Origin of the sequence: Xanthomonas axonopodis pv. maculifoliigardeniae (assembly GCF_041519315.1) — a bacterium.
In the GTDB taxonomy this organism is placed as follows: domain Bacteria; phylum Pseudomonadota; class Gammaproteobacteria; order Xanthomonadales; family Xanthomonadaceae; genus Xanthomonas; species Xanthomonas euvesicatoria.
This window is the reverse complement of the sequence record NZ_CP167998.1, coordinates 3,035,243-3,061,956: the sequence shown is the minus strand read 5'-3', so window position 1 is coordinate 3,061,956 and position 26,714 is coordinate 3,035,243. Positions and strand designations below refer to the sequence as shown.

At 65.6% G+C, this 26,714-nt stretch carries 21 protein-coding genes; 11 read left to right on the top strand and 10 right to left on the bottom strand.

The features are described 5' to 3' along the window. Positions 1-34 precede the first annotated feature (34 nt). Positions 35-496, top strand: coding sequence for a DUF4870 domain-containing protein (locus ACDH77_RS13260; protein ID WP_031423388.1), 462 nt, complete (start codon positions 35-37; stop codon positions 494-496). 69 nt (positions 497-565) lie between these two features. Here ACDH77_RS13260 and ACDH77_RS13255 read toward each other — a convergent pair whose 3' ends face one another. The 5 genes from ACDH77_RS13255 to ACDH77_RS13235 form a co-directional block, all read right to left on the bottom strand. Then, positions 566-1,654 (bottom strand): M35 family metallo-endopeptidase, encoded by a 1,089-nt coding sequence (locus tag ACDH77_RS13255; protein WP_011347989.1) that lies wholly within the window; start codon positions 1,652-1,654, stop codon positions 566-568. Between the two features lie 460 nt (positions 1,655-2,114). After that, positions 2,115-2,990: a polyprenyl synthetase family protein gene (locus ACDH77_RS13250; protein ID WP_014090564.1), complete on the bottom strand. Its 876-nt coding sequence runs from the start codon at positions 2,988-2,990 to the stop codon at positions 2,115-2,117. Position 2,991: 1 nt separating this feature from the next. After that, positions 2,992-3,252, bottom strand: coding sequence for an exodeoxyribonuclease VII small subunit (locus ACDH77_RS13245; RefSeq protein ID WP_003486852.1), 261 nt, complete (start codon positions 3,250-3,252; stop codon positions 2,992-2,994). 31 nt (positions 3,253-3,283) lie between these two features. After that, on the bottom strand, positions 3,284-4,588 hold the full coding sequence (gene tilS / locus ACDH77_RS13240) for a tRNA lysidine(34) synthetase TilS (RefSeq protein ID WP_209261213.1): 1,305 nt from the start codon (positions 4,586-4,588) through the stop codon (positions 3,284-3,286). Between the two features lie 369 nt (positions 4,589-4,957). Next, on the bottom strand, positions 4,958-6,664 hold the full coding sequence (locus tag ACDH77_RS13235) for an alkaline phosphatase (RefSeq protein WP_071117675.1): 1,707 nt from the start codon (positions 6,662-6,664) through the stop codon (positions 4,958-4,960). A 143-nt stretch (positions 6,665-6,807) separates the two neighbouring features. Between ACDH77_RS13235 and ACDH77_RS13230 the strand changes: the two genes are divergently transcribed. From ACDH77_RS13230 to ACDH77_RS13220, 3 genes are all read left to right on the top strand, one after another. Further along, positions 6,808-8,148, top strand: coding sequence for a dicarboxylate/amino acid:cation symporter (locus ACDH77_RS13230; protein ID WP_014090560.1), 1,341 nt, complete (start codon positions 6,808-6,810; stop codon positions 8,146-8,148). A 9-nt stretch (positions 8,149-8,157) separates the two neighbouring features. Further along, positions 8,158-8,994: a bifunctional 2-polyprenyl-6-hydroxyphenol methylase/3-demethylubiquinol 3-O-methyltransferase UbiG gene (locus tag ACDH77_RS13225; RefSeq protein ID WP_031423376.1), complete on the top strand. Its 837-nt coding sequence runs from the start codon at positions 8,158-8,160 to the stop codon at positions 8,992-8,994. Positions 8,995-9,242: 248 nt separating this feature from the next. Continuing rightward, on the top strand, positions 9,243-9,734 hold the full coding sequence (locus ACDH77_RS13220) for an acyl-CoA thioesterase (protein ID WP_014090559.1): 492 nt from the start codon (positions 9,243-9,245) through the stop codon (positions 9,732-9,734). 199 nt (positions 9,735-9,933) lie between these two features. Here ACDH77_RS13220 and ACDH77_RS13215 read toward each other — a convergent pair whose 3' ends face one another. Both ACDH77_RS13215 and ACDH77_RS13210 read right to left on the bottom strand, forming a co-directional pair. Continuing rightward, positions 9,934-10,683, bottom strand: coding sequence for a C40 family peptidase (locus tag ACDH77_RS13215; RefSeq protein WP_011347979.1), 750 nt, complete (start codon positions 10,681-10,683; stop codon positions 9,934-9,936). Positions 10,684-10,792: 109 nt separating this feature from the next. Beyond that, the gene (locus ACDH77_RS13210; RefSeq protein WP_011347978.1) at positions 10,793-11,335 is read right to left on the bottom strand and encodes a C40 family peptidase; all 543 of its coding nucleotides are present in this window, start codon (positions 11,333-11,335) and stop codon (positions 10,793-10,795) included. Positions 11,336-11,444: 109 nt separating this feature from the next. Between ACDH77_RS13210 and ACDH77_RS13205 the strand changes: the two genes are divergently transcribed. The 6 genes from ACDH77_RS13205 to ACDH77_RS13180 all read left to right on the top strand — a co-directional run bounded on the left by ACDH77_RS13205 (position 11,445) and on the right by ACDH77_RS13180 (position 17,574). Then, entirely contained in the window at positions 11,445-11,924 is a 480-nt protein-coding gene (locus ACDH77_RS13205; RefSeq protein ID WP_014090558.1) for a peptidylprolyl isomerase, read from the top strand. A 228-nt stretch (positions 11,925-12,152) separates the two neighbouring features. After that, the gene (locus ACDH77_RS13200) at positions 12,153-13,397 is read left to right on the top strand and encodes a DUF418 domain-containing protein (protein WP_031423373.1); all 1,245 of its coding nucleotides are present in this window, start codon (positions 12,153-12,155) and stop codon (positions 13,395-13,397) included. Next, on the top strand, positions 13,375-14,655 hold the full coding sequence (locus tag ACDH77_RS13195; protein ID WP_031423371.1) for an NAD(P)/FAD-dependent oxidoreductase: 1,281 nt from the start codon (positions 13,375-13,377) through the stop codon (positions 14,653-14,655). The genes ACDH77_RS13200 and ACDH77_RS13195 overlap by 23 nt, the downstream gene beginning before the upstream one ends. Then, positions 14,652-16,022 (top strand): glutathione-disulfide reductase, encoded by a 1,371-nt coding sequence (gene gorA, locus ACDH77_RS13190; RefSeq protein ID WP_031423369.1) that lies wholly within the window; start codon positions 14,652-14,654, stop codon positions 16,020-16,022. Before ACDH77_RS13195 ends, gorA begins: the two co-directional genes overlap by 4 nt. Before the next feature lie 408 nt (positions 16,023-16,430). Continuing rightward, positions 16,431-16,838: an MGMT family protein gene (locus ACDH77_RS13185; protein WP_042773918.1), complete on the top strand. Its 408-nt coding sequence runs from the start codon at positions 16,431-16,433 to the stop codon at positions 16,836-16,838. Between the two features lie 40 nt (positions 16,839-16,878). Beyond that, the gene (locus ACDH77_RS13180; protein WP_014090553.1) at positions 16,879-17,574 is read left to right on the top strand and encodes a rhomboid family intramembrane serine protease; all 696 of its coding nucleotides are present in this window, start codon (positions 16,879-16,881) and stop codon (positions 17,572-17,574) included. Positions 17,575-17,782: 208 nt separating this feature from the next. Here ACDH77_RS13180 and ACDH77_RS13175 read toward each other — a convergent pair whose 3' ends face one another. The 3 genes from ACDH77_RS13175 to ACDH77_RS13165 all read right to left on the bottom strand — a co-directional run bounded on the left by ACDH77_RS13175 (position 17,783) and on the right by ACDH77_RS13165 (position 24,566). Then, positions 17,783-19,798, bottom strand: coding sequence for a M13 family metallopeptidase (locus ACDH77_RS13175; protein ID WP_218488695.1), 2,016 nt, complete (start codon positions 19,796-19,798; stop codon positions 17,783-17,785). 184 nt (positions 19,799-19,982) lie between these two features. After that, positions 19,983-22,079 (bottom strand): M13 family metallopeptidase, encoded by a 2,097-nt coding sequence (locus ACDH77_RS13170; protein ID WP_218488694.1) that lies wholly within the window; start codon positions 22,077-22,079, stop codon positions 19,983-19,985. Positions 22,080-22,463: 384 nt separating this feature from the next. After that, the gene (locus ACDH77_RS13165; protein WP_031423362.1) at positions 22,464-24,566 is read right to left on the bottom strand and encodes a M13 family metallopeptidase; all 2,103 of its coding nucleotides are present in this window, start codon (positions 24,564-24,566) and stop codon (positions 22,464-22,466) included. 448 nt (positions 24,567-25,014) lie between these two features. On the opposite strand from ACDH77_RS13165, the gene ACDH77_RS13160 reads away from it, so the two are divergent. After that, a complete protein-coding gene (locus ACDH77_RS13160) occupies positions 25,015-26,610 on the top strand; it encodes a phytoene desaturase family protein (protein ID WP_031423360.1) in 1,596 nt (531 codons plus the stop codon). The last annotated feature ends 104 nt before the right edge of the window (positions 26,611-26,714 follow it).

Here is a 26,714-nt window from a genome sequence, read left to right as displayed (position 1 = left end):
CGGCCGATTGCAGCCATGGCCGGGCCGCGCACCCATGTCTTTCCGCACTGGTGGCTGGCTGAATCGTTGCTATAGTCCGCCGCACCACAACCATGCACGGGGAGACATGATGAGCGAATTCGAATCGCACGCCGCACCGCCACCGCCACCGGTCAGCACCAGTCCGTCGGAGGAGCGTACGCTCGCGCTGGCCGCGCATCTGCTCGGCATCGTGACCTCGTTCGTCGGTGCGTTGGTGATCTGGTTGATCAGCAAGGACGCCAGCCCGTCCAAGCCGTTCGCGACCGATCAAGCCAAGGAAGCGCTGAATTTCCAGATCACCGTGCTCATTGCCACCGTGGCAGCGATCATTCTGACCATTGTCTCGTTCGGCATCCTGTTCTTCTTGCCGACGCTGGTGTGGATTGCCAACCTGGTGCTGTGCATCCTGGCCGCTGTCAAGGCCAACAACGGCGAGCATTACCGTTACCCGTTCGCGCTGCGCCTGATCAAGTAACCGGCGCGGTGGAAGCGACAAAGGCCCGGCAGCGATGCCGGGCCTTTGTCGTATCAGGCGATGGAGCGATCAGTTCTGCGCCGGGGTGTTTTCGGCGAAATACTCATGGCTGTCGGCGTTGGTGATGGCCTGCGCCGGGTTGCTGATCGCCAGGCTGCGCGCGCCGGACTGGCCATAGACGCGATCCTGGGTGCCGGCAACGACCGTGAAGTGACTCATCTCGTGTACCAGCGTGCCGGCCTTGGAGTCGGTGCCGGTGGTCGATGCACTCCAGAACGCATTGCAGACATAGATTTCGTAAGGTGCATTGGCGTAGACGTACGCGAAGGCACTGTCGGTGCAACCGCAATTGATGGTGATCTGGCCGTTGTTCTGGTCCAGCGCATTGTCGATGTTGACGAAGTTCGAGCTGACCCGGCTGTAGCGCGAGGCGTTATAGGCACCAAACCAGGTGGTGTAGCGCGCGCCGGTGCTGCCGGCATTGAGGTAGTTGCGCGCGTTCTGCGAGTAGTTGCGCGCGGCAGTGACGGCACTGGCGATCTGGCTGGTGCGGGTGGTGCTGCAGTTGAGGTAATTGATGCCGTTGACCACGGCGGTCGGGCCGACTGCGAGCTGGCGCTGTACGCCACGGTTGACGCCGTCCAGCCACACGGTGAGCGGGGTGCTGGTGGCCACGGCCGGCTCGCCGCTGGCGGCTTTCATCAGGCTGCCGTCGGAAAAGGAGGCGTACTGCAGCGCCGAGCGCACCTGGATGGTGTAGTTGCCGCTGGTGGACAGATCGTAGGCGCCGGCCAGATCGACCTCGCCCTTCACGCTCTGGCCTGGCTGCAGGATGGTGAAATCGGCGGCCTTGGGCAGGCCGCGCTTGACCAGGCGCCCGGTGTAGTCCACCGGCTTGCCGTCGCGGCTCACTTCCAGAATGCCGTTATCCAGCGACTTCAGCGGCAGCTGGTACGTCGGCACGCGTGCGGTCTGGCTGCCGTTATTGGTGACGGTGACGGCGATCTTGCCCTGATGACGCCCAGCCTGGTCGGCCACTGGCGACAGTTCGATGGTCAACGGAACCGGGCCGCGCACGGACTGCGCCTGGGCCGATCCGAGGACGCCAACAACGGCCAGCGTGCCTGCTGCAAACGATGCGAGAAAAACGTTCTTCACCAGTGACTCTCCGTGTGATCGGGGGATGTCCGCGGATGCGGGCAAGCCAAACCTAGGCAGGACGAGCGGACGCGACAAGTATTCAATTGCGAATATTTTTGTTCGTAGCGAACTTATGAACGCCGCTGAAATAGCACGGATGTCGACAATTCAGCTTTAAAATGTGCGATCGGTCATGTGCTGCAACTCCGAATGTGTCAACGCATGACACAAACGCAGCCAAGAAAAGTTGCAATGTGTGACCCAGTTCGCCGCTTGCACGCCCCCGATGCAGACGTTGACCGTGCGCTGGCGCACGGAGTGCGCAAATCGTGTCCGGCGCGTCCGCTTTATGTCGCAAATCGTCCAGATGTGGCTGCGCGAGCCACCGGCGCGCCATTGCGGCACGCGGGAAACTTCAGATCGATTCGGGCATCGGCCGTTCCTGCTCGCTGCGGTGTAGCGGCGTTGGCAACTGCGCCTAGTGCGCGCGGTTCACCGCAAACCGGCCCAAGGTGGCCAACGTCTCGCCTGGTTGCCCATAGGGCTGCAGGACGTCGTGCATGCGCGCGGCCAGCTCGGCCAGCTTCGCCTTGGCGCCATCCATCCCCAGCAGGGCGGGGTAGGTGGATTTGGCTTGCGCCGCGTCCTTGCCGGCGGTCTTGCCCAGCTGCGCCGAGCTCGATTCCACATCCAGGATGTCGTCGCGCACCTGGAAGGCCAGGCCCAAGGCGTCGGCAAATTCGTCCAGACGCTGCTGGTCGGCCGCCGCGGCACCTCCGGTGAGTGCGCCCATCCGGACCGCCGCACGGATCAACGCGCCGGTCTTGAGCGCATGCATACGTTGCAGATCCTGCAGCGACTGCAGTTGCCCGGTCGCATCGATATCCAGCGCCTGGCCGCCGCACATGCCGGCCGCGCCCGCAGCAGTGGCCAGGCTCTGCATCCAGCTGACGCGCAGTTCGGCGCTGGCAGAGGCAGTGGCGAGTAATTCGAACGCGCGCGTCTGCAAGGCGTCGCCGGCCAGAATCGCGGTGGCCTCATCGAAGGCGATATGCACGGTGGGCTGGCCGCGCCGCAGCGCGTCGTCGTCCATCGCCGGCAAGTCGTCGTGCACCAGCGAATAGGCGTGAATCAGCTCTACCGCCACCGCGGGCGTGTCGAGCTGATCCTCAGCAGCGCCGAACAAAGCGCCGCTTGCGTAGACCAGCAGCGGACGCATGCGCTTGCCCCCGCCCAGCACGGCATGGCGCATCGCTGCATGCAGGCGCTGCGGTGCATGCGTGGCGCGCGGCAGGCCGGCCTCCAGGCTGCGTTCGGTGCGGGCGATCCAGTGGTCGAACAGCGCCGAGCTCACCTCAGCCGTCCAGCGACGGCGGTTCGAAGGCTTCGGCAAGCTCGGGGCGGGCGGGGTCGGTCAACAAGCGCACGCGCAGTTCGGCCTGTTCCAGCGCCTGCTGGCAATCACGGTACAACCCGATGCCGCGCTCGTAGGCCGTGAGCGATTGCTCCAGGCTCAGATCGCCGACTTCCATCTTCTGCACCAGTTGCTCGAGTTCTTCCAGCGACTGTTCGAAGCGGGCAACCGGGGACGTTTCGTTCAAAGACTTCTTGGCCATCGCTAAAGTGTGCGGCGCGCGCGCAGGCGGGTCAATTCGCGTCGGCAGCTGCGCGCCATTGCAGCGCGGCGGCATTGGTCTGCAACCATGCGTCCAAGGTGGCGGAAATGATGCAGTCGCCGGCGGCGAGCACCTGCGTGCCGTCCCACAGGATTGGCAGGCGCCCGCGCTCCCACGGCGGTAGATCCAGCGCCTGCAGCAGGTGTTTGAGTTGGTGCGAGTGCGTGCGCTGCGGCAGCACGATGCGCTCGCCGCCCTGGCGTGCGCGCACCAGCAGCGGTTGCGCAAAGCGCAGCCCGGGTGCGCCGAGCAACCGCAACTGCGCACCGTCGGGCAGGTGCAGGGGCGCTGCGCCGTCCCACTGCGCGTGCCAGTCCGACGGCCAGGCCGCAGCGTGGCGATGCAGAAACAGGTACTGGCGCCAGCGGCGTACTTCTACCTGTTGCCAGGCAAAGCAGGCCTGCCGATCTGCAGCGTGATTGTCGATTTCCCGTTCCAGTGCGGCCACGCCTTGCGCAGGCAGCGGCGGCGCGTGCGCCGCACTCACCCAGGCGCGCAACAGCCGTGCCCTTCGTTCCACGGGGTGCGCGCGCAATGCCTGCAGATCCAGCGCGCCGCTTGCGGTCCGCACACTCGGCAACAACGCCATGTCCTGCTGCAGCAGTAATGCGCTGGCATCGGCGCTCAGTTGCGCACTGCGCGCCAACGCGTCGGGTGCTTGCGGCCAGCGTTGCTGCAGCAACGGCACGACCTGGCTGCGCAGAAAATTGCGGTCATGGCGTAGGTCGGCATTGCTGGGGTCTTCGATCCAGCGCACGCCTTGCGCATGCGCGTAGGCGAGCAGATCGGCGCGGGCGTGCGCCAGCATCGGGCGCCACAGCGTGCCGCTGGCGAATGGGCGCTGCGGCCGCATCGCCGCCAGGCCTTCGGGGCCGGACGCACGCAGCGCACGCAGCAGGAAGGTTTCCGCCTGGTCGTCGCGATGGTGCGCCAGCGCCAGCCATTCGCCAGCAGTGAGCGCCTGCGCGAACGCCGCATGGCGCGCGTGGCGTGCTGCCGCTTCCAACCCAAGACCGCTGTCGCGTGCCACCTGCACCCGCACGATCTGCAACGGCACCTGCAGCGTGTCGCAGGTGCGTTGGCAATGCGCGGCCCAGGCATCGGCATCGGCATGCAGCCCATGATGCACATGCAGCGCGCGAAATCCTGCGTGCCGATAGCGTGGCGTCGCCGCCAGCAGATGCAGCAGCACGCTGGAATCCATCCCGCCGCTATAGGCCAGCAGCACCGGGCCGGGCGGGGTGGCTGGCAACAGGAGCGGGGTGCCGGTCAGCATAGGCGCAATCTCGCAGCGGCTCCTGCGCGCTCGGCGAGCAGATGCCATCCCTGCTGCGTGATTGCGTGTCGGCCGCCTGCCCGGGGTGTTCTCTGCCTGGGACCCATCGACGATTCCGTCGTTCCCGGCGCCCCGTAGCGCGAACAACCGTGCGCAGCTGCAGTCTGGGCTGCAACGTGCTGCCGTGCGCGGTCACCGCATCGTTCCGCTACGGCCCATCCGAGCACCACACCAACGGCTGGGGACTGCGGCTGTTCGCAGGCGCGATTGCACATGGCGGTGGCGACGCCAGGCGGGCAGGTCGAGCGGCGATGCGGCAACCGCATCACGCGCCAGCTCGCCCGCCATCGCCGCAGCGCCGCCCGCGCATCAGCGCTTGACCGCAGCCTCGAAGGTGGCCGGCCTGGGCAATTCCACCGGCACGCCGGCGGCATCGCAGGTGCCTGCCTTGCACAGGCGCTCGCGCAAGCGCGGGGTGGCCTGGACGATGACGTGGTAGATCACGTTCTCTTCCAGCGTGCCGCGGAATGCCGCGCTGCCGGGGCCGGTGGCCCAGATGCCGACATCTTCGCCGCCGTGGCTTTCGGATTTGGTCGGCACCAGCGCTTCCTGCATGTAGCTGGGGGCCTCGGTGTCGACGTGGGTCAGGTCCGGGCGGCCGGCAGCCGGCTCGCTGCTGCTGGGTTCGTGCGGATATTTCTTGGGGCCGGCCGGCTGCGCATTGCTGGCACCGGTGTAGCCGGGACCGTTGGCGTAGCTGAGCGTGGTGTATGGCTGGCCGGCCAGGTCGGTGGCCAGCTGGCTGCGGTCGCCTTCTTCGCCGCCGGTGCCGCGCACCTTGCCCAGGATCGGGTTGCCGCGCACCGGGTAGCCAACAAAGTTGAGCGTGTGCGAATGGTCGGCAGTCACGATGATCAGCGTGTCCGCTGGCGCAGTCTGCACGGCAGCGCGTACGGCATCGGACAGCGACACGGTTTCGTCGAGTGCGCGGTAGGCATTGCCGGCGTGGTTGGCGTGATCGATACGGCCGCCTTCGACCATCAGGACGAAGCCATTCGGGTCGCGCGACAGCGACTGGATCGCGGTGCGGGTCATTTCGGTCAGGCTGGGCTCGCCCTGCGGGGTGCGGTTGCGGTCGTGGTCGAACTGCATGTGGTCCGGCTCGAACAAGCCCAGCAGCGCCGGTGCACCGGACGCTGCCTGCAACTGCTGCTCGTTCCAGACATAAGCGCCCTGCGGGTGCGCCTGTTTCCATTCGGACACCAGATCGCGGCCGTCCAGGCGCAGGCCCACCTTGTCGTCGTATTCCGGGTCGCGCTCCTGCACGCTCTGGAACTGGCTGCGTCCTCCGCCCAGTACCACTTGCGGGCCTCGGCCGTAGCGGGCGGTGGAGAGCAATTGCTGGGCGATGTCCTGGCAGCCGGCAGCACGGGCCGATTCGGGAAGGTCGGTGTCGTTTTCCCAATTGCGGTCCGGCGAATGCGCATAGGTTGCCGCCGGCGTGGCGTGGGTCAGGCGCGTGGTGGTGACGATGCCGGTGGCCATGCCGGCGCTGTCGGCCAGCTGCAGCCAGCTCAGCAGGCCCTTGTTCAAGCTGTCGGCACAGTCGCTGCGGTTGCCGCTGCTGACCCCGATCGCGCCCATGTGCGACTTCACGCCGGTGGTGATCGCGGTCATGGTGCCGGCCGAATCCGGCGTCTGCGAGTCGGTGTTGTAGGTCTTGCTGAAAGCGGTGGCGGGGAATTGTTCCCACGACAACAGGTTTTCTTCGCCCGGCCCGCCCTTGCGCTGGCCGTCCAGGATGCGGGCGGCGGCGACCGTGGTCAGGCTCATGCCATCGCCCAGGAACAGGATCACGTTGCGCGCCTTGCCGGCCATGGCGCCGTTGCCGGCGGCACGGGCGGCGCCCGAGCGGTACCACCACTGCGGGGTTTCGCCCGCCGGGTGCGCCACCGGCGGTACCTCCACGCGGACCGACGCGGGTGCGGAGGTGCTGCTGCCGGTCGTGGAGGCGCAGGCGGCGACGCACAGCGTGGTCAGGGCGGCGAGGGTAGGCAGGCGGTAACGCATCGGCATCGAACTCGTGGCTGAATCAATCCCCATTATGCCGCGCTGGGTGGTGTCACACCGATGACACAGCGCTGTTCCAGCGGTGGTCTCGCGGGCAGGGCAGCCCTGGGCTATGGTGCATGCACTTTCCCCCCGGAAGATTCGACGACATGAAACTGGTTGCGGCCTGGTTGCGCATTCCGTTCTGGCAGCGCGTGGTGGCCGGCTTCGTCCTCGGCGCGCTGGTCGGCTGGGCCATGGGTCCGGCGGCCGATGTGTGGTTCGGTCCGCTGGGTGACCTGTACGTCACGCTGATCAAGATGATCGCCATCCCGCTGGTGTTCTTCGCGGTGATCAATGCGATCTCGTCCTTGCACGGGCAAAAGTCGGTTGCCGCACTCGGTGGACGCACGTTTTTATGGTTTGTCATCACCGCAGCATTGGCGGTGGGCGTGGGCCTGGCGGTCGGCACGATCATGCAGCCGGGCGCCGGCCATTTCAGTCTGAGCGTGGATTCGGCCTGGAAGCCGCGCGATGTGCCAAGCCCGGTCCAGGTGCTGCTGGATGTGGTGCCGTCCAATCCGTTCTACGCACTGACCGGCATCGGCACCAAGACCAACGCGGCCGGCGAAACGGTGCTGGCGGCGGGGCGTGGCTCGATCCTGCCGGTGATCTTCTTCGCCGCGTTGCTGGGCTTTGCAATGGTCAAGCTCGGCGAGCGGGTGGCCGAGGCGCGCAAGCTCACCGGGCAGATGAGCGACATCATGATCCAGGTGACGCGCTTCGTGCTGGAAATGACTCCGCTCGGCACCTTTGGCCTGATCGCTGGCCTGGTCGGCAGCTACGGCTTTTCGAAACTGCTGCCGTTCGGCAATTTCGTCCTGGCGCTGTATGTGGCCTGCGCGATCCACATTGTGGTGGTCTACAGCAGCCTGTTGCTCGCACATGGGCTGAACCCGTGGAAGTTTTTCCGCGGTGCCGCGCCTGGCATGCAGGTGGCGTTCGTCAGTTCGTCGAGCTTTGCGGCAATGCCGGTGGCAATGCGTTCGATCACGCATAACCTGGGGGTCAGCAAGGATTACGCCGCATTCGCGGTACCGCTGGGCGCCAGCATCAAGATGGATGGCTGCGGCGCGATCTTTCCGGCGTTATGCGCGGTGTTCATCGCGCAATACACCGGCGTGCCGCTGACCGCCAACCAGTATTTCGTGGTGCTGATCGCCTCGGTGCTCGGCAGCTTCGGCACGGCCGGCGTACCGGGCACGGCCGTCATCATGGCGACGGTGGTGCTGAGTGCGGCCAATCTGCCGCTGGAAGTGATTGGCTACCTGTATGCGATCGACCGCATCCTGGACATGATGCGCACCATGACCAATGTCACCGGGCAGATGCTGGTGCCGGTGCTGGTGGCCAAGGAGACCGGACTGCTCGACAAGCGCATCTACGACTCCGCCTCCACCAATGTGGGGCTGGAAGAACCGCCGGCCGACAGCGCCAGACCACTGCGCTGAGGCGGCTTGATGCGTGCCGGATCTCCACTCCTGCGCGAACGGCTGCAGCAGCTGCCCGAGCTGCAGCGCATGGATGGCGTGTTCGTGCAGCGCGGCTTGGCCGGCGACCCCTTCGAGACGCGCTATCTGGAGATCCGGCGCAAGGAAGGCCGGCTGTACACCGATGCGCAGGTGCGCAGCCTGCCGCGTCCGGGCGGAAAACTGGCGGCAACGCTGGAATGGCGCGTGCGCGCGCTGTCGAGCAGTTTGCTGGTGCAGCACCTGGGCACGCATGCCGGCGAGGGCGCCATCCTCGAACTCGGTTGCGGCAATGGCTGGCTATCGCACTTGCTGGCGCAGTCGCTGCAACGCGAGGTCTGCGGCATCGACGTCAATCGCACCGAGCTCACCCAGGCCGCACGCGTGTTCGGCCATGCAGCGCGCCTGAGTTTCATCGCTGGCGACATCCAGACCGTGGCACTGCCGCGCGACGTATTCGACATCATCGTGCTACCCGCCTGCGTGCAATATTTTGCTGATCCTGGCGCGTTGATCGAACGTTTGCTCGCGCATCTGCGCGAGGATGGCGAGCTGCATATTCTCGATAGCCCGCTCTACGCCACGCCGCAGCGCGGCCAGGAGAGTGCCACACGCAGCCTGCGCTACTTCACCGAGCTGGGCGTCCCGGAGCTGGCCGCGCATTACCACCAGCATACCTACGCGACGTTCGAGCGCTTTGCGGTGCAGTGGTTATTCGACCCGCGTTGTTGGAGTGCCCGTGCGCGAAAGGCGCTCAGCGTGTCGCAGCCGCATTTTCCATGGCTGTGTCTGCGCAAGCGGGACAACCCTGGGGTGCTTGGCGGTTGAGGGTGCTTGTGGGTGTTGTTTGATAAAGCCGGGCAGTGTGCGTCGGGCGATCTGGCGATGACCCTGCTCACGCTCGCATATGAATTTCAAGGCATCCGGCATTCGCTGATGGACAGCAATGGCAACGAGGAGTGTGCCGGCCGATGTTCGTAGGCGCTCACGTCGACCGGTATGGCCATCGCGTCGCGGGTACGACGAGCTTCAACCACATGGCACACTTCCAGCTCATCCATTGACGAGGGCGGGCGGTGATTGGCCAACAGCGTGATCTGACATTTCGTTTTCTGGCCGAGCCCAGCGACGTCAACTTCGGCGGCAAGGTGCATGGCGGCGTGGTGATGAAGTGGATCGACCAGGTTGGCTTTGCCGCCGCCAGCGGTTGGAGCGGGCATTACTGCGTCACCGTGGCGGTGGGCGGCATCCGGTTCGTGGCGCCGGTGCGCATCGGCGATCTGGTGGCGGTGTCGGCCAAGCTGGTCTACACCGGCCGCAGCAGCATGCATTTGGCCATCGACGTACGCGCGCGCAGTCCGATGGGAGGCGACTCGCGCCTGTGCACGCATTGCATCATCGTGTTCGTGGCGATGGACCCGGACGGGGTCACCCCGGTCGAAGTGCCGTCCTGGCGGCCCGACACCCCGGAAGATCAACGCCTGGCCGAATATGCGCTCAAGGTGATGGAGTTGAGCAAGGGCATCGAGGACACCATGGCACGGTACAAGGCCGACACGTCGCAGTAAGCCGCGTACGGGGTAGGTCGTCTGGCCCGATGAAAGCGCATGCGGTGCGGGCAGCGTGGCTCCTGGTGCGCCTGGCACGCGGGCCGGTAGGCGCCAAGAGGCTGCGCAGTCGCACACGGACGTCGCGGCCGGGTTCCGCACAACAAAAAGGCCGCGAGATCGTCGCGGCCTTGCTTGACTGAGTCCGGGCAACCGAGCGTTACAGCACGCGACGCGCCTGGATGAACTTTTCGCTCCAGTAGCCGCTCGCCAGCGAATCCACGCGCACGTCCTTGCCGCGGCTGGGCGCGTGCAGGAACTTGCCGTCGCCGACCACCAGGCCGACATGGTCGATACGACCGCGCTTGCCGAAGAACACCAGGTCGCCAGCCTTCAGCGCGCTCGGGTCCTTGATCAGTTCGGCCGATTCGTCGCGGGCGATGTCGCGCGAGACGCGCGGCAGGTCGATGCCGAGCGCAGTCTTGAACACATAGCCGACCAGGCCGCTGCAATCGAACCCTTCGGTGGACTCGCCGCCCCAGACATACGGGGTGCCGAGCAGGGCCATGGCGCGCTGCAGGATCACCTGCACGCGGCTGTCGGCCACGGCGTTCTGGGCCGCATTGGCTGCGCTCTGCGACACGTCGTAGTTGGCAAGCAGGCGGCTGAGATCGCCGGCGAACATTGCCGAGCGATCCATCAGCGGAATGGCGTCGTTGGCAGCCAGGTGCGGAAGCAGGGCGGCCAGTGTTGCAGTGGCAGCGGCGTCGGCGCGACTACGGGTTGCGGCTTTCTCGGCGGCGACGGCGCTGTCAGGCGTGGTCGTCTGCGAAGCGGATGGCGTGCTGCTGGCGGTCTGCGCGAATGCGGGAAGTGCTGCAATCAAGAGAGCGGTGGCGCATAGCAGGCGGAGCGGTTTCCGGGGCGGAAGCGGTGCGGCGCCAGTTTTGATCTGTTCGTCGTTCGTCACGCGGGAATCACAGTTCTGCTGTCGATGCGAGATGATGCCCTGGTGAAAGAATCGTTACGTTCAAAAAAAGTTAACTTTCCGTTTTATGACTTGTGATCTACGTCACATTTCAGTGTAAAACCCGCTTCGAACCTGAATAATGGTCACGCCAGTAAGCTCCATCAAGGAAATCCAGGCGGACCGTACCGCCCGTGGTAGGGGCATGCACGAAGCGGCCTTCACCGACATAAATGCCGACGTGGGTCACGTTGCCGCCGGAGCCAAAAAACACCAGATCGCCGGTGGCAAGTCGCTCGGGCGGGATGCGCGGGCCCTGAATTGCGGCCAGTTCGCGGGAGGTGCGCGGTAGCGCCAGGGCCAATACATCCCGGTAAACATAGGTGACCAGCCCGCTGCAGTCGAACCCGGTCTCTGGCGTGTTGCCGCCGAACCGGTACGGGGTGCCCACCAACCCCAGCGCGCGCATCAGGATGTTGTTGGCGGCGGCCGGGTCGGCTGGCGTTACCTGCGGCCACACGCGCGTTGTCGGCGGTGGCGCGGCCGGGCGCTGAACCGGCGTGTGCGACGAACAGCCCCCCAGGAGCAGCAGGCCCAGCAACAGGCTGGCCGCGGCGCAACGGGCGCGGGCGGCGAAAACTGGCGTGATATGCATGGAGCCGGGATAATGGGCGGTTCGAAAGGTCGCCATGATGGCGGCGCACCCGGCGGCCGACAAGCCGTCCTCAACCGTCTGCCACCGGGCAGCCCATTCAGAGCCAGGCATGAAGATCGAAAAAGACAGCGTCGTCCGCTTCCATTACACCGTTTCGGAGATCGGCCAGGAGCCGATCGAGAGCTCCAAGGAGCGTGACCCGTTGGCGATCATGATCGGCCACGGCAACATCATCCCGGGCCTGGAAGCGGCCATGATGGGGAAGGAGGCCGGCGAGAGCTTCGGCGTGGACGTCAAGGCCGCCGACGCCTACGGCGAATACCGCGAAGGCCTGAGCCAGCGCGTGCCCAAGAAGCATTTCGGCGCCACCAAGCTGGTGCCCGGCACCCAGGTCGTGCTGCAGACCAACTTCGGCCCGCGCGCAGTGACGGTGCAGAAAGTCGGCATGAGCGTGGTCGATGTGGACCTCAATCACCCCATGGCCGGCAAGGATCTGCATTTCGACGTGGAGATCGTCGAAGTGCGTGAAGCCACCGCAGAAGAACGCGACCACGGCCATGTGCACGGCGACGGCGGTCATCACCACTAAGGGTGGGGCACGCGCTCGCATGGCGGTTGGACGGGTGGGACGCCTGCGCGCCACTGACGTAGGCCGGTCATCCGGCGCTGCGCTGGCGCATGCAGTCCACGCGCATGTCGGCCCATCCGTGCGGTTTGCCGCGGCGCGTGCATGATTGCTGTTCCTGACGGCCCGCCCCATCGGCGGGCCGTTTGCATTCTGCGGCGCGCGCCGCCGTATCTGGTTGCCTGAGCCGTGATGACATCCCGCGACGTGCTGCTTCCCATTGCTGCGACCGAGCGCATCGTCGTGCTGGATGTCCTGCGCGGCGTGGCGCTGCTGGGCATTCTGCTGATGAACATCGAAGCCTTTGTCGGGCCACTCGATCTGGCCATGACCGGCGTGGAGCCGCATTGGCATGGCGCCGACCGGGTTGCCGATGCGCTGGTCTACGTGTTCGTGCAAGGCAAGTTCTACACGCTGTTTTCGCTGTTGTTCGGCATGGGCTTTGCGGTGATGGCGCAGCGCGCCGCGCAGGCCGGGCGCGCGTTCTTCGGCCTGTATCTGCGCCGCACCCTCGGGCTGTTGGCGATCGGGCTTGCCCACGCGCTGCTGGTGTGGTCCGGCGATGTCCTGGTGACCTATGCCCTGCTGGCGTTGCTGCTGCTCAGTGCGCGCAACGTGCCGACCGTGACGCTGCCGTGGTTCGCTGCGTTGGTGTACCTGTGCGCACCCGGGCTGACCCTGCTGTATGGGGTGGCAGGCGAGTTGGCGCAGGCCGATCCTGCCGCGACGGTGCAGTGGAAAGCGGCGATGGCCGACGCCGCGCAGCAGGCGCTGGCGAATGTGCAGGCGCAGCGCGCCGCATTCGGCAGCGGCACTTACCTGCAGGCGACGGTGCAGCGCTGGCATGACTTTCAGCAGGCGATGACCGGGCTCAGCATCAATGGCCCGGCCATGCTCGGCATGTTCCTGCTCGGCAGCTGGTTCGTGCGCAGCGGTGCGATCGCCGCGCCCGAGCGCTTCCCCCGTTTGTTTGCGACGCTGCGCCATGGCGTGTTGCCGCTCGGGCTGGGCGTGATGCTGGCAAGTTATGCATTGGAGCCGTGGATCGATCCGGCGCGGCTGGACCTGCGCCTGTCCGGCGCCTTCGCGCTGTCGCTGATTGCAGGGCCGTTGATGTGCCTGGGCTACGCCGCATGGGTGGTGCGCCTGGCGCCGCGTCTGGCATGGCTTGCGCCGGCGGGGCGGATGGCATTGAGCAATTATCTGCTGCAATCGCTGGTCTGCACCGGCATCTTCTACGGCTACGGGCTGGGCTATTTCGAACAGCTGCCGCGGGTGTGGCAGCTGCCGTTCGCGCTGGCACTGTTCGCGCTACAGGTGCAGCTGAGCCGGTGCTGGCTGCACTGGTTCCGCTTCGGGCCGATGGAATGGCTATGGCGCAGCGCGACCTATCTGCAGATGCCGCCGATGTGGCGTGGCGCTGGGCGCGCCGGGTAGCGCCTGCATGCACGGCAGCCGCGATGATGTGGTGGTGATCGGTGCGGGCGCGATTGGCCTGGCCACCGCGCTGGCACTGGTCGAAGCGGGCCGGCAGGTGCGCGTGCTCGATGCCGGTGCGCCCGGTGCGGCGACCTCCTACGGCAATTGCGGCACCATCACGCCAAGCCATGCACCGCCGCTGGCGGCGCCCGGCATGATTGCGCAGGCACTGAAATGGATGTTCACCCCGGACGCGCCGCTGTATATCCCGCCACGTCTGGATCCGGGGTTGTGGCGCTGGCTGCTGCGTTTTGCGCGGCGCTGCAATTCACGCGATTGGCAGGCCAGTGCACAGGCGCGCGCGGCGTTGTTGCACGACGCGCGGCAGCGCTTCGACGCGTGGGTGGCGCGGTACGGGTTGGAGTGCGAGTTTCGTAACGACGGGCTGGATTACGTGTTCGGCGATGCGCGCCGCTTTGCGCAATACCGCGACGAATGCGCGCTGCTGGCGCAGTGGGGGATCCGGGCCGAGGTCATCGATGGTGCGGACTACATACGCCAGGATCCCGCATTTCGCGATGGGATCGCCGGTGCGATCCACTTCCCGGGCGATGCCCATCTGCGCCCGGAGCAGTACACCGCAGAGCTTGCGAGGGTGCTGCGCGCACGTGGCGTGGTGATCGATGCGCACTGCCGCGTGCAGGCAATCGTGCCCGATGGAGCTGGCAGCTGCGTGCAGACCGAGCACGGCAAGCGCCCTGCGCGCGAAGTGGTGATCGCAACCGGGCCATGGTCGCCGGTGCTGGCGGCGCAACTTGGTTTGCGCCTGCCGGTGCAGGCCGGCAAGGGCTATTCGATTACCTACAGCGCGCCGCATCTGATGCCGCGCCGCCCGGTGGTGTTGAAGGACCGCTGGGTGTTTGTGGTGCCGTGGCGCGACCGCCTGCGCATCGGCAGCACGATGGAATTTTCCGGGCGCGATACGCAGCTCAATGCCACACGCCTGGCTGCGTTGGAGCGTGCAGCGGCCGAATATCTTCAGGCGCCATGCGGGCCTGCGGTGATCGAGCGCTGGTACGGATGGCGGCCGATGACCTGGGACGACGTGCCGGTCCTGGGCGCGGTGCCGGGCCATCCTCACGTCTGGCTCGCAGCCGGGCATGGCATGCTCGGCATCAGCATGAGCACTGCAAGCGGACAATTGATGGCCGACCTGATCACGGGCCGCGCACCCGCGCTGGACCCGCATCCTTACCGGGCGGAGCGTTTCGCATGAGTGCGCGTTACGACTACGACGTGGTGATTCTGGGTGGCGGCTCCGGCGGCCTCGCGGCTGGATTTCGCGCAGCAAAACATGGCGCGCGCGTGGCGATCATGGAGCCCGACGAACTGGGCGGCACCTGCGTCAATCTCGGTTGCGTGCCGAAGAAGGCGATGTGGCTGGCAGCCGATCTGGCCGGCAAGATCGAGTTGGCCAGCGCGCTGGGATTCGATGTGCCGCGCCCGACGCTGGCCTGGCAGGAGCTGGTCACGCATCGGCAGGGGTACATCTCCAACATCCACGCCAGCTATCGACGCCGCCTCAACGAAGATGGCGTGGTCCTGATCCCGCAGCGCGGCGTATTGCAGGACCGCCATACCGTCATGGGCAGCGACGGCGTACCGGTGACCGCCGAGCACATCGTGATCGCCACCGGTGCACACCCGTTACGCCCGGACGTGGAGGGCGCAGAACATGGCGAAGTCTCCGACGATTTCTTCAATCTCTGCCATGCGCCCGAGCAGGTCGCGATTGTCGGCGGTGGCTATATCGCGGTGGAAATCGCCGGGCTGCTGCAGGCCCTGGGAAGTCGCGTGCATCTGTTCGTGCAGGGCGAGCGTTTGCTGGAGCGCTTCGATGCGGAGCTGACCTTGCAGTTGGCCGACAACCTGCGCCATCTGGGCGTGCGGCTGCACTTCGGTTTCACCACCACCGCATTGGAGCGCGATCTGCATGGTGCGTTGCGCGTGCATGGTCATTGCGTGCATCCGCGCGAGCAGGGCAACGACGTCTTCGACAAGGTGTTTTTTGCGGTGGGTCGCCGCGCCAATACCGCCGGGCTGGGTCTGGAGGCGGTGGGCGTTGCGCTTGGCGACAAGGGCGAAGTGGTGGTGGACGACGGGCAGACCACCAACGTGCCGAATATTCACGCCATCGGCGATGTGGGCGGCAAGATCGGACTGACGCCGGTGGCGATTGCGGCAGGGCGCAAGCTGATGGATCGCCTGTTCGGTCACCAACCGGATGCGCGCATGGACTACGAAAACGTGCCCAGCGTGGTGTTTTCGCACCCGCCGCTTGGCAATGTCGGGCTCACCGAAGAGCAGGCGCGTGCACGGTACAACGGTGCGGTGCGCGTGTACCGCAGCAATTTCCGCCCGATGCTGCACGCGCTGGCCGACGCGCCGCAGCGCAGTCTGTTCAAGCTGGTGTGCGTGGGCGAGGAGGAACGTGTGGTCGGTGTCCATCTGCTGGGTGAGAGCGCCGACGAAATGCTGCAAGGCTTTGCGGTGGCGGTGAAGATGGGCGCGACCAAGCGGGACTTCGAGGAGACCGTGGCGATTCATCCCACTTCGTCTGAAGAGATTGTGTTGATGCATTGAGGGGGGCGCTGTCGCCATCGACGGTGGGTTGCCGCGTGGCGGCGCATGAGGCGATGCCTTGATCAATGCCAGACTGGGATAGCCAGTGGCAGCCGTAGCCTCATCCGGCGCTGCGCGCCACCTGGTCCCCCAGTGTCTCGATGGAAGAATGGACCGAGCTTCTGTCACTGTGGGAGAGGGTTGGGGTGAGGGTCTGGTACAAGCGACGCATCGATCCAACGCGACCTGATGTTCAAGGTTGGTTGTACCTTTATCCACGAACAAACGACGACTGATTGCGTGTCCCCGGCGGTTTGCTCTGCTGCGCCCGCACCTCAAGCCCTCTCCCGGGAGCAGAGGGCTTGCAACCTTCCCCTCGCGTGCAGGGCGATCCGCACACGCACGCTCATCAGCTGGCATGCTTGTGCGATGCCCACATCTCGCCATCCAACACCGCGCGGCACCGCCAGCCCGCCTGCGCGCGCAGGCTCCAAGAGCGCGTCACTGTCCGGCGAGCAGGCGCGGCTGCGGATTCTTCAGGCGATCGGCGCAATTCCCGTGGGCGAGGTCGCCGGTTATGGGGAAGTTGCCCGGCGCGCGGGCCTGCCGGGCCGTGCGCGACTGGTGGCACGCTTGCTCAGCGGCAACGACGACCCGCAGCTGCCCTGGCACCGCGTATTGCGCAGCGACGGCCGGATTGCCTTGCCCGAAGGCTCGGCAGGCTACCGCGAGCAATGCCAGCGCCTGCGCGACGAGGGCGTCCAGGTGGAACGTGGCCGTGTGCGCCGGGCCAGCGCCGCGCAGCGGCTGGATGCGGCCGTGTGGGGACCTTCATAAGCCTGCCGTTATCATCGGCAGCATTCCGAAGGAAGCCGCCATGCCTCAATTGCCGCCCGTCACCAAAGCATTACTGATCGCCAACATCGGCTTGTTCCTGCTGCAATGGGCGGTGGGCGACCTGGGCGCTGGCGTGTTGCCATCGGACAGCGTGTTGTCGTGGCTGATGTTGTGGCCGCTGTCCAACGGCTTCGATGCGTTTTCGCCGGGTGCCAGCTTCATGCCCTGGCAGCTGCTGACCTACGCATTCCTGCATGGCGGCTTCAACCATCTATTTTTCAACATGCTGGCGCTCTTCATGTTCGGCGCGCCGTTGGAACAGACCTGGGGCCAGAAGCGCTTTCTCACCTACTACCTCGTGTGCGTCGCCGGCGCCGGCCTGTGCCAGTTGCTGATGGCCTGGTTCACGCAAAGCGGTGCGCCGGTCGTCGGCGCATCGGGCGGCGTGTTCGGTTTGCTGCTGGCTTACGGAATGCTGTTCCCCAATCAGCGCGTGATGCTGCTGTTCCCGCCGATTCCAATGAAGGCGCGGACCTTCGTGATCGTGTTCGGCGCGATCGAGTTACTGCTCGGGGCGACCGGTTGGCAGCCTGGCGTGGCCCACTTCGCGCATCTGGGCGGCATGCTGTTCGGCTGGCTGATGATCCGCTACTGGCGCGGCCAGTCGCCATTCGGCGGCAGCGGCGGAAGGAAGGGCGGCGGGAAGCGCAAGCCGCCGTTGCGCGTGGTGCGTTGAGATCCACGCTGCTCCGTAGGAGCGACCCTGGCCGCGATGGGGTTTTACCGGCAAGGCTTCATCTCGGCCGGGCCGCCCCTACGAAGAGCGCGTTGAGGTAAGCAACGGATGGGCGAAATGCCAGGCACAAAAAAAGAGCGCGGAGTCCGCGCTCTTCTTTATTGCCTGCCACTGCGTGCTGATTGCCAGCGACTTGCTGGCGCCTGACTCAGCGCCAGATCTTCAACTGCTCGGCATCCACGCGCTGCATCGGCTGGCCGGCCTTGCAGCTGAACGCTGCACCGAACTCGGGCAGGTTCGAGAGCGGGCCATTGGTGCGCCACTGGCCCGGTGCGCGGATGTCGGCGCTTGCGCGCTGCACCGCCTCGTTGGGCGACAACTGCTGTGCCCACAGCCCGGCCCAGGCGGTGAAGAAGGCCTGCTTGTCGGCCTCGGTGGCTGCCGGCTGCGCCTTGCTGAACGCCTGCCAGGCCAATTCGACGCCGGCCAGATCGGCCAGGTTCTCTTCGGCGGTCTGCGCACCATTGACCTTGGCGTTGGGCACGCCCGGGTACGGGTAGGCGGAGAACTGCGCGGCGACCTTGTTGGTCAGCATGGTCCAGCTCGCCTTTTCGGCCGGCGTCCACCAGCTGCGCAATTCGCCCTTGGCATCGACCAGCGAGCCCTTGGCATCGATCGCACGGGTGATCTCGTGTGCGACCAGCGCACCGTAGGCACCGTACTGCGCGGCCTGGGTGCCGCCGGTGGTCAACACCGGCGCCTGCAACACGGCGGCAGTGACGATCAGGCGGTTCTGCGCAATGTCGTAGGCCACCGCCGGCTGTTGCGGCAGCACGTCCCAGCGACGGTCGGCGTTGCCCTTGCCGATGCGCTTCATCTCTTCGCGGTGGCGCCAGGTCGAGGCGATCAGCATATTGCCGCCGAAACTGCCGCGCCCCATCGGCTGCACGGTGTAATCCAGGTCGCGTCGCGGCGCGCCGACTTCGATCTTCATCGCGGCCAGCTTGGCCTTGGCTTCGGCCACCACCTCGCCGTTGCCCCAACCGGTGCGCTCCAGCGCGGCCAGCTGTGCATCGCGTACCTGGTCGGCGATGGCTTCGGCCTGGCGACGGGTGTCGCTGCTCAGATAACGCGCCACGTACTCGCGGCCGAGCATCGGGCCGGCGGCCACGTTGATCGCGTCCAGTACCTGCTGCCAACGCTGCGGCGGCACCGCATCGCCACGCAGCAGACGGCCACGGAACTGGTATTCGGCATCGTGGAAGCTCTTGGACAGGTACGGCGCCATCGCATCGCCCACGCGCCAGCGCAGGTAGGCCTTCCATTGGTCCGGCTTGATGCTGACGATCATGCTGTCGAGTTGCTTGAACATGGCCGGGTCGGCCATCGACACCAGGTCGTCCTTGACGCCCTGCGCCTCCAGAAAGTCGGCCAGGCGCAGGTTCTTGTACTGCTTGCCCAGTTCCTTGGTGGCGATCGGTGCGTAGTTGTTGAACGGGTTGTTGATGCCCTGCACCGACTGCGCGCTACGCGCCAGCGCGGTTTCGATCTGCAGCACGGAGGCGGCGTCGGCGTCGAGCTTGTCGGCAGCGGTGCCGGTCAGCGCCAGGATCTGCTTGACGTACGCGCGGTAGCGGCCCATCAGCGCCTGGGTGTCGGCGTCGGTGCGGGTGTAGAAGGCCGGGTCGGGCAGGCCCATGCCGCCCTGCATGAAGTAGCCGATATGGCGATCGAGCGCCTTCAGGTCCACGTCCGGGCCGAAATTGAAGCCGACCGGAATACCGACCTGATGCAACGCGGCGATGGAAGCGGGCACATCCTTGGCCTTCTTGATCGCGTCGATGCGCGAGAGCAGGGGAGCGATCGGGTTGGAGCCGTCCTTCTCCACAGCCGATTCGTCCAGGCCGCTGGCCCAGAAATCGCCGAGCAGCTTCTGCACGTTGCCCTGCGGGGACTTCATCGATGCATCGAGCAACTCGCGCTGTTGCTGCAGGGCGCGCTCGGACAATTGACCCAGCGCGGTGACGGCGCCGGCCTGCGGCACGGGGTTGGCCTTGAGCCAGCTGGCGTTGGCGTAGTCGTAGAAATTGGTGCAGGCCGCCGAGACGGCCGGAGCCTTGGGCGCTGCGGCCTTCTTCTTGCGAGCGGCGTCGGCGTCGGGGGCGGACAGCAGCGAGATCAGGCTGAAGCCAAGAGCGAGGGCAAGCGGACGAATGGTGGGCATCGAGAAGAAGGGTGGCCAGATTGAAGTCGGCGGAGTTTAGCAAGGCTGCGTGCCGCGCAGGCAGGCGCGCGCGCCGGTTCGTGTTCGGTGCCGGCCGCTTGCATGAATGCGACAGGCCCGCGCGTGCGGGCCTGTACCGGGTGCCACCGTGTTGGAAGCGCTTGCAGCCGTCGCCTGTGCAGGCTTACCAGATCACCACACGGTCTTTTTCTGGCCGCACCATCGCATCGCCGGCCTTGCAGGAAAATGCCTTGGCGAAGGAGGGCATGTTCGAGGGCGGGGCAATGGCGCGCAGGTTGTCGGGCGCATGGGGGTCGCTTGCCAGGTAGACCAGCTGCTGCTGTTCGCGCGTCTGCCCACGCCAGCTGCGTGCATAGTTCAGGAAGAAGCGTTGATCCGGGCTGTAGCCGTCGATCGCGACGGCGCGTTCCGGATGCGCGCGCAGATCTGCCTGCAACGCATCGTAGGCGACGTTGGTACCGCCCAGGTCGGCGATGTTTTCGCCCAGGCTGAGCCTGCCATTGACGTGCACCGTGGGGTGGTCGGGCAGCGGCACGTAGGCATCGAACTGTTTGACCAGTCGCTCGGCACGTTGCTCGAAGGCCTTGCGATCCTGCGGTGTCCACCAGTCGACATTGTTGCCGGCGCCGTCGAACTGGCGGCCCTCATCGTCGAAGCCGTGCGTGGCTTCGTGCCCGATCACTGCGCCGATGCCGCCGTAGTTCAAGGCGTCGTCCGCACTGGCGTCGAAGAACGGCGGCTGCAGAATTCCGGCAGGGAAATTGATGGAATTGGTGCTGGGGTCGTAATACGCATTGACCGTCTGCGGGGTCATCTGCCAGCGCATCCGGTCGGTGGGCTTACCGATCTGGGCGATGTCGTAGTGATAATTGAATTTCGCTGCTGCCTGCAGGTTGCGGTAATAGGCGCCAGGCACGATCTCCAGCCCCGACCAGTCGCGCCAGGTGTCGGGATAGCCGATTTTGGGCAGGAATGTTTGCCACTTGGCGATGGCCTTGGCCTTGGTTTCCGGGCTCATCCAGTCGACGTTCTCGATGCGCGCCTTGAGCGCAACACGCACGTTGTCCACCAAGTCGCTGGCACGCTGTTTGGCTTCCGGCGTGAACACCTTGGCGACGTAGAGCTGCCCCAGCCCTTCGCCCATTGCGCCGTTGACCGTGCGTAATACGCGCTTCCAACGCGGCTGCTGTTCGGGTTGCCCGGACAGCGTTTTGCCATAAAACGCGAAGTTGTTGTCGACGAAGGCCTTGCTGAGCTGCTTGGAGGCGTCGTCGATGGTGTGGAAGCGCAGATAGGCCTGCCATTGGGCGATCGGCGCGTTCGCCAGCTGACGATCGAATTCGGCGAAGAACCGCGGCTGCGACAGGGAAAAGCCGGCACCGCTGTCGATGCCTTGCACAGCGAAGAAATTGCTCCATGCAAAGTGCGGCGTGAGTTTGTCGGCCTCGGCCGTGCTGACGAAGTGATACTGGTTCCTGGGGTCACGCGCCTCGGTGCGTGTGAGCGAGGCCGCGGCCAGCCGTGTTTCGAGCGCGAGGACCTCGCTCGCCTGTGCCTTGGCGGCGTCTGCGGTGCTGCCGGTGAGCTCGAAGGATTTGGCGATGTAAGCCAGATATGCCTCGCGAATGGGCGCGTATTCGGGAGAGGTGTAGTACTCCTTGGTCGGCAGGCCCAGTCCACCTTCCTGCGCGAACGCGATCTGCCTGTCGGCATGTTTGAAGTCCGCACGTGCGCCGAAATCGAACACCTGCGCATCGCCTTCGGCAAAACGATGCGTGATGTAGTCGGCAACGTCCTTGCCTGAGGTCAGCGCGGCGATGGCGTCGAGCTGTGGCTTGATCGGCCGGTCGCCGGCCGCTTCGATGGCCGCTTCATCCATGCCCGAGGCATACAGCATGCCGATCTTGTGGGCGACAGGATTGGTTTGGGTGTCCGCCTGCCTTGCGGCGTCTTCGGCAATCTGGCGTTGGGTGGTCAGGCTGTTCTCCACGAGCACGTCGGAGACCCCCCAACTGGTGCGGTCGGCCGGGATGGGATTGGCTTTTTTCCAACGGCCATTGACGAAATCGTCCAGGTTCTGGCACGCGTTGGTAGCTGCATCCAGTTCGCCGATGTCGAATGCAGGTTTCGCGGCCGCTGTCGCTGCAGGTGCCGAGGTCGCGGTTTTTTCCGGCGTGCTGCTGGTTTGCGCTTCGCGTTGGCAGCCTGCCAGGGCGACCAGCAGGGCAAGGGCAAGCGTGGAGGTCTTGGTGTGTGACATGGGCGCCAGTGGCTGGGATAAACGCCGAGCATAAGCGGACCCATCACCAGGGGGCGCGTGCGTTGAGTTTTGTTGAGGCTTGCATGCAGGCGCGATTGCAGATCGCACCGCATTGCAGCTGGTGTTTGCGGGTCTTGCGTCGCTGCGCTTGTGGCCAGCGCAGCGACGGCGTCGCAGCAGGATGCGCGTTCTACCCGTTGGTCGGCATCGGTCTGGCAGCGCGTGCGTGCAGGAAAGATCATCCACTGCAGGAGCATGGCCTGCCTCGGTCGTTGGTGCCGGCTGGCGGATTTGGAGGAAGGCACTGCGGTAAATACGGGGTGCACAACGAAAACGGGCGGCCATCTTTCGATGGCCGCCCGTGGTTTTACCGCGCTTGCGCAGTTACCAGATCACGACCTGCTTGTCGCCCTGACGCACCATCGCATCGCCCGCCTTGCACGAGAACGCGGCGGCGAATGCCGGCATGTTCGACGGTGCGCCGATGGCGCGGAAGTTCGCCGGTGCATGCGGGTCGGTCTTCAGGCGTACGGCCAGTTCTTCCGGGGTGAAGTTGCGACGCCACACCGTGGCCCAGTTGAGGAAGAAGCGCTGGTCGCGGGTGATGCCGTCGGTCTTGGGGTCGTCCTTGCCGGCAGTGGCGGCCTTCATGGCGTCGTAGGCGGTGTTCAGGCCACCCAGGTCGGCGATGTTTTCGCCCAGGGTCAGGTCGCCCTTGACCTTGTCGCCGGCCGGCGTGCGGTAGCCGTCGAACTGCGCCACCAGCTTGCCGGTGCGTGCCTTGAACGCGTCCAGGTCCTTCTGCGTCCACCAACCCGGATCGGGGATGAAGTTGCCATCGGCGCCGAAGCGGCTGCCCTGGTCGTCGTAACCGTGGGTCATCTCATGGCCGATCACTGCACCGATGCCGCCGTAGTTCATTTCCTCCGGCGCATTCGGGTCGAAGAACGGCGGCTGCAGGATGGCGGCCGGGAACACGATCTCGTTTTGCAGCGGGTTGTAGTAGGCGTTGACCGTCTGCGGGCTCATGCTCCATTCGGTCTTGTCCACCGGCTTGCCGATCTTGGACAGGTTCCACTTGTAGTTGAATTCCTGCGCGGCCATCACGTTGCCCAGGTAGCTGTCGCGGCCGGTGCTCAGGCCGTTCCACTCACGCCACTTTTCCGGGTAGCCGATCTTGGGCGTGAAGCTTTCCCACTTGGCGATGGCCTTGGTCTTGGTCTCCGGGCTCATCCAGTCCAGCTTTTCGATGCGGGCCTTGAGCGCGGTACGCAGATTGGTCACCAGGGTTTCCATCTTGGCCTTGGAATCGGCCGGGAAGGCAACCTTGACGTACAGCTGGCCCAGCGCTTCGCCGGCCTGGCCGTTGATGGTGGCCAGCACGCGCTTCCAACGCGGCTTGATTTCCTTCTGGCCGCGCATGGTCTTGTTGTAGAACGCGAAGTTCTCATCGACGAACGGCTGGCTCAGGAACGGCGAAGCGCCATCGACGGTGTGGAAGCGCAGGTACGCGCGCCAGATCGTCGGGTCGGTATCGGCGATCATCTTGCTCACTTCCTGATGGAAGGCGGGGATCGCCAGCGAGAACATCTCCGGTGTGGCCACGCCCTGCGACTTGAAGAACTCGGTCCACGACCAGTTCGGGGTCAGCTTGTCGGCCTCGGCGGGGGAGATCGGGTTGTAGGCCAGCGAGGCGTCGCGCGACAGCTCGGTGCTGGTCTTGGACACCTTGGCCAGGCGGGTTTCGAACGCGACCACTTGCTTGGCCTGCGCGGCGGCATCGGCCGCGGCCACGCCCGACAGCTCCAGCACCTTGGCGATGTGCGCCTGGTAGGCCTCCAGCTTGGCCTTGTTGGCGGGGCTGGTGTAGTACTCCGGGTCCGGCAGGCCCAGGCCTCCCTGCATGGCATAGGCGATGTTCTGGCTGGACTTCTTGAAGTCCGCTTCGGCGCCGAAGCCGAAAAGGACGTTGTTGCCCTTGGCCGCGCTGCTGCGCAGGTAGTCCACCAGCTTGGCCTGGTCGCTGATCGCGTCGATGGCGGCCAGTTCCGGCTTCAGCGGCTCGATGCCCTGCGCGTTGATCTTGGCTTCGTCCATGCCGGTCGACCACAGGTCGCCGACGATCTTTTCCACACCGGTGGCCTTGCTGTCGGCTGCGGCCTGTTCCACCAACTGCCGCTGGATCGCATTGGAGCGCTCGTCGAGCATCTCGAACGCGCCCCAGCTGGTGCGGTCGCTCGGCACCGGGTTGGCGGCCAGGAACTTGGCATTGGCGTAGGCGTTCAGATCGGTACAGGCGTTGCTGTTGGGGTCCAGGTCGGCCGCGGTGAACTGGTTCACTGCCGGCAGCTTGCTCTGGTCCAGGGTCAGCGTCTTGGGCGCTGCCGGGGTAGTGGCCGCGGTGTCGCCCGCAGGGGCGGCAGGTGCGGTGTCTTCGGACTTCTTGCAACCGCTCAGGGCGGTGGCCACGGCCAGGGTCAGCGTCAATAAATGAGGTGTACGAATCACAAAGGACTCCGGAAGCATCGATGGGAAGCCCCGTCGCCGGGGCCGTGGCCGGCACTCTACGCCTCGCCAGCCGGATGGCATGGTGTCGAAGGTCATGGGTGCGGGGCGTAGAGGGCCGGGGGAGGCACCAGCTTTTGGGGCGCGGGGGTACCGAACATCCAGTGAGCCGGCCCGCGATGGCCAGTAGGCAACGGCGGTACTGTCGATGTCACACAACCTGCAGCTGTCGGCTGGAGGTGTCGGCGTGGTCACCCCCGAATCACCCAGCGGGGCACTTGCTGGCAACCACTAGCGGCACTGTGCAGCGACCGTTCTTCGCCTACCACCTGCGCGCGCCGCCGCAGTGCTGCATTGTTAGCGGCGGGCAGGCTCATACGCTGCCGTTGACAGATGGTGGGCGCAGATGAGCGGTGCTATATACCAGTGCATGCCCGTCGCCTCTGAACCCCTGGATGCACTGATCATCGGCGCCGGCCACAACGGGCTGGTGTGCGCTGCCTATCTGGCCAAGGCTGGTAAAAGGGTGCTGGTGTTGGAAGCGCGCGACGTGGTTGGCGGTGCGGCGGTGACCGAGGAGTTTCATCCAGGTTTCCGCAATTCGGTGGCGGCGTACACGGTGTCGTTGCTGCAACCCAAGGTCATCGCCGATCTCGCACTGGAGCGCCATGGCCTGCACGTGGTGCCGCGACGTCTCAACAATTTTCTGCCGTTGCCGAACGGTGACTATTTGCTTGCCGGGGCAGGGCGCACGGCGCAGGAAGTTGCCAGGTTTTCAGCGCGTGATGCGGCCGCATTGCCCGCCTACGAAGCGCGGTTGGAGCAGTTGGCCGACGTATTGCGTGCGCTGGCCTTGCAGCCACCGCCTGATGTCACCGATGGCGGCTGGCTACAGGCATTGCCGCAGCTATGGCGGGCAGGCAAGCTCGGGCTGCAGTTGCAGGGCCTGCCGCTGACACTGCGCCAGGAGCTGTTGGACCTGTTTACGATTTCAGCGGCCGAATATCTGGATCGCTGGTTCGAAAGCGCGCCGATCAAGGCCTTGTTCGGCTTCGATGGCATTGTCGGCAATTACGCCAGTCCCCACACGCCGGGTACCGCATACGTGTTGTTGCACCACGTGTTCGGGCAGAGCAACGGGGTCAAGGGGGCATGGGGCCACGCCATCGGTGGCATGGGCGCGATCACTCAGGCCATGGCCGCCAGCGCGCGCGAACACGGCGTGCAAATCCGTACCGGCTGCGTGGTGGAGCGCGTGTTGGTGGAGCAGGGGCGTGCGGTCGGTGTCGTCACGACCGGCGGTGAGACGATCCACGCCCGCGCGATCGTGGCCAACGTCAACCCGAAACTGCTGTATCAGCGCCTGATGCGGCCAGGCGACGTGCCTGCGACAACGCGCGAACGTATTGCCCATTACCGCTGCGGGTCGGGCACCTTCCGCATGAATGTCGCACTCTCGCGCCTGCCGGACTTCACCGCGTTGCCCGGCGACGGCGATCACCTGACCGCCGGCATCATCCTGGCACCGAGCCTGGACTACATGGACCGCGCCTGGCATGACGCGCGCGCGTTGGGATGGTCGCGTGAGCCCGTGGTCGAACTGCTCATTCCCAGCACCCTGGACGACACCCTTGCGCCGCCTGGTCAGCATGTCGCCAGCCTGTTCTGCCAGCACGTGGCACCGCAACTGCCCGATGGCGGGCAGTGGGACGATTATCGCGACGAGGTGGCCGATCTGATGATCGCAACGGTCGAGCGCTACGCGCCCGGATTCGCGGCCTCGGTATTGGGCCGGCAGATCCTCAGCCCGCTCGATCTGGAACGCATCTTCGGCCTGGTTGGCGGCGACATCTTTCACGGCGCCCTCAGCCTCAACCAACTTTTCAGCGCGCGCCCGCTGCTGGGGCAGGGTGCCTATCGCGGCGCGGTGCCGGGGTTGTATTTGTGTGGATCCGGGACCCATCCCGGTGGAGGTGTGACGGGTGCGCCTGGACATAACGCGGCGCGGGTGATTCTCCGCGGCTGAGCCAAACCTCTACCGATCTGCAAAAAAAGCCCCGAACTAGCCGGGGCCTGGAGCAAATACCGATGACGGATCGAAGACGTCGTGACGTCTTCGATCCTCTTCTC